Genomic DNA, 3,395 nt, shown 5'->3' with positions numbered 1-3,395 from the left:
GCAGCGCGGGTGTGTTGTTTGAGAACTCAATAGTGTGTTTGGTGGTTTTTGTTTGTTGTTGTTTTTGCCGCCCTCTTTTTTCCCGTTTGGGGGGTGGTTTTTTGATGCCAGTTTTGGTGTCTTTGTTTGTTAGGTCAGGCTTGTTCTGATTCGAATTCACCTGCCTGTTGGTGGGTTGTTTTTGTTTGGAGAGTTTGATTCTGGCTCAGGACGAACGCTGGCGGCGTGCTTAACACATGCAAGTCGAACGGAAAGGCCCTTTCGGGGGTGCTCGAGTGGCGAACGGGTGAGTAACACGTGGGTGATCTGCCCTGCACTTTGGGATAAGCCTGGGAAACTGGGTCTAATACCGAATACACCTTGCTGGTTGCATGACCTGGTGAGGGAAAGCTTTTGCGGTGTGGGATGGGCCCGCGGCCTATCAGCTTGTTGGTGGGGTGATGGCCTACCAAGGCGACGACGGGTAGCCGGCCTGAGAGGGTGACCGGCCACACTGGGACTGAGATACGGCCCAGACTCCTACGGGAGGCAGCAGTGGGGAATATTGCACAATGGGCGCAAGCCTGATGCAGCGACGCCGCGTGAGGGATGACGGCCTTCGGGTTGTAAACCTCTTTCAGCATCGACGAAGCGCAAGTGACGGTAGATGCAGAAGAAGGACCGGCCAACTACGTGCCAGCAGCCGCGGTAATACGTAGGGTCCGAGCGTTGTCCGGAATTACTGGGCGTAAAGAGCTCGTAGGTGGTTTGTCGCGTTGTCCGTGAAAACTCACAGCTCAACTGTGGGCGTGCGGGCGATACGGGCAGACTGGAGTACTGCAGGGGAGACTGGAATTCCTGGTGTAGCGGTGGAATGCGCAGATATCAGGAGGAACACCGGTGGCGAAGGCGGGTCTCTGGGCAGTAACTGACGCTGAGGAGCGAAAGCGTGGGGAGCGAACAGGATTAGATACCCTGGTAGTCCACGCCGTAAACGGTGGGTACTAGGTGTGGGTTTCCTTCCTTGGGATCCGTGCCGTAGCTAACGCATTAAGTACCCCGCCTGGGGAGTACGGCCGCAAGGCTAAAACTCAAAGAAATTGACGGGGGCCCGCACAAGCGGCGGAGCATGTGGATTAATTCGATGCAACGCGAAGAACCTTACCTGGGTTTGACATGCACAGGACGCTGGTAGAGATATCAGTTCCCTTGTGGCCTGTGTGCAGGTGGTGCATGGCTGTCGTCAGCTCGTGTCGTGAGATGTTGGGTTAAGTCCCGCAACGAGCGCAACCCTTGTCTCATGTTGCCAGCGCGTTATGGCGGGGACTCGTGAGAGACTGCCGGGGTCAACTCGGAGGAAGGTGGGGATGACGTCAAGTCATCATGCCCCTTATGTCCAGGGCTTCACACATGCTACAATGGCCGGTACAAAGGGCTGCGATGCCGTGAGGTGGAGCGAATCCTTTCAAAGCCGGTCTCAGTTCGGATCGGGGTCTGCAACTCGACCCCGTGAAGTCGGAGTCGCTAGTAATCGCAGATCAGCAACGCTGCGGTGAATACGTTCCCGGGCCTTGTACACACCGCCCGTCACGTCATGAAAGTCGGTAACACCCGAAGCCGGTGGCCTAACCCCTTGTGGGAGGGAGCCGTCGAAGGTGGGATCGGCGATTGGGACGAAGTCGTAACAAGGTAGCCGTACCGGAAGGTGCGGCTGGATCACCTCCTTTCTAAGGAGCACCACGAGACTCAAGCCGGCCCGCATATCGCGGATCACCGCGTCTTGGGCGATTCGATGGATGGGCCACACCTGTAGTGGGTGTGGTTCTGGTGCACGACAAACGTTGAGCCGCAACGGGATTCAGCTTCGGTTGGATTTGCGGTGAGGGAATCGCCAGACACACTATTGGGCTTTGAGACAACAAGCCCGCTATCTCTTCGTCCCGAGTGTGGGAAACCGGGGATAGGACTGGTTGTCGCCCTGCTTTGGTGGTGGGGTGTGGTGTTTGATTTGTGGATAGTGGTTGCGAGCATCTAGCGCGCATGGGAGCCCTCAGGGTTTAGGCCTTGTGGGGTTTTGTGTGTGTTGATGTGCAATTTCAAAGTTTGTTTAAACTTTTGGTTTTGTGTTGTAAGTGTTTAAGGGCGCATGGTGGATGCCTTGGCACTGGGAGCCGATGAAGGACGTGGGAGGCTGCGATATGCCTCGGGGAGTTGTCAACCGAGCGTGGATCCGAGGATGTCCGAATGGGGAAACCCGGCACGAGTGATGTCGTGTCACCCAACGCTGAATATATAGGCGTTGGGGGGGAACGCGGGGAAGTGAAACATCTCAGTACCCGTAGGAAGAGAAAACAAGTGTGATTCCGTGAGTAGTGGCGAGCGAAAGCGGAGGATGGCTAAACCGCGTGCATGTGATACCCGGCGGGGGTTGTGTGCGTGGTGTTGTGGGGCTTGTGTTCCTCTCTCCGCCGAGAGGGGCAGCAGTGATAAAGCAGTGTGTTAGTCGAAGTGGCCTGGGATGGTCTGTCCGTAGAGGGTGAGAGCCCCGTAGACGAAAACACGCTGCCTGCTGTCGCAGGATCCCCGAGTAGCAGCGGGCCCGTGGAATCTGCTGTGAATCTGCCGGGACCACCCGGTAAGCCTGAATACTTCCCAGTGACCGATAGCGGATTAGTACCGTGAGGGAATGGTGAAAAGTACCCCGGGAGGGGAGTGAAAGAGTACCTGAAACCGTGCGCTTACAATCCGTCAAAGCCCTCTTTATTGTGGGGTGATGGCGTGCCTTTTGAAGAATGAGCCTGCGAGTCAGGGACATGTCGCGAGGTTAACCCGGGTGGGGTAGCCGCAGCGAAAGCGAGTCTGAATAGGGCGTATCCAATCCGTAGGGGTTGGTGTAGTGGTGTGTTCTGGACCCGAAGCGGAGTGATCTACCCATGGCCAGGGTGAAGCAGCAGTAAGATGTTGTGGAGGCCCGAACCCACTTAGGTTGAAGACTGAGGGGATGAGTTGTGGGTAGGGGTGAAAGGCCAATCAAACTCCGTGATAGCTGGTTCTCCCCGAAATGCATTTAGGTGCAGCGTTGCGTGTTTTTTACCGGAGGTAGAGCTACTGGATGGCCGATGGGCCCTACTAGGTTACTGACGTCAGCCAAACTCCGAATGCCGGTAAATGAAAGCGTGGCAGTGAGACGGCGGGGGATAAGCTCCGTGCGTCGAGAGGGAAACAGCCCAGATCGCCGGCTAAGGCCCCTAAGCGTGTGCTAAGTGGAAAAGGATGTGCAGTCGCGAAGACAACCAGGAGGTTGGCTTAGAAGCAGCCACCCTTGAAAGAGTGCGTAATAGCTCACTGGTCAAGTGATTGTGCGCCGATAATGTAGCGGGGCTCAAGCACACCGCCGAAGCCGCGGCAATAGTCCG

At 56.4% G+C, this 3,395-nt stretch carries 2 rRNA genes; both read left to right on the top strand.

Going from position 1 to position 3,395, the window contains the following annotated elements:
- Window positions 1-182 precede the first annotated feature (182 nt).
- Window positions 183-1,706: ribosomal RNA gene (locus GGC64_RS34515) — 16S ribosomal RNA — on the top strand.
- A gap of 399 nt (window positions 1,707-2,105) precedes the next feature.
- Window positions 2,106-3,395 (top strand): 23S ribosomal RNA (locus tag GGC64_RS34510); the annotation flags it as partial.

The organism is Mycobacterium sp. OAS707, from assembly GCF_014873705.1.
GTDB lineage: Bacteria > Actinomycetota > Actinomycetes > Mycobacteriales > Mycobacteriaceae > Mycobacterium.
Note: the sequence above shows the minus strand (reverse complement) of the source record. Positions and strands in the feature narration are given on the sequence as shown.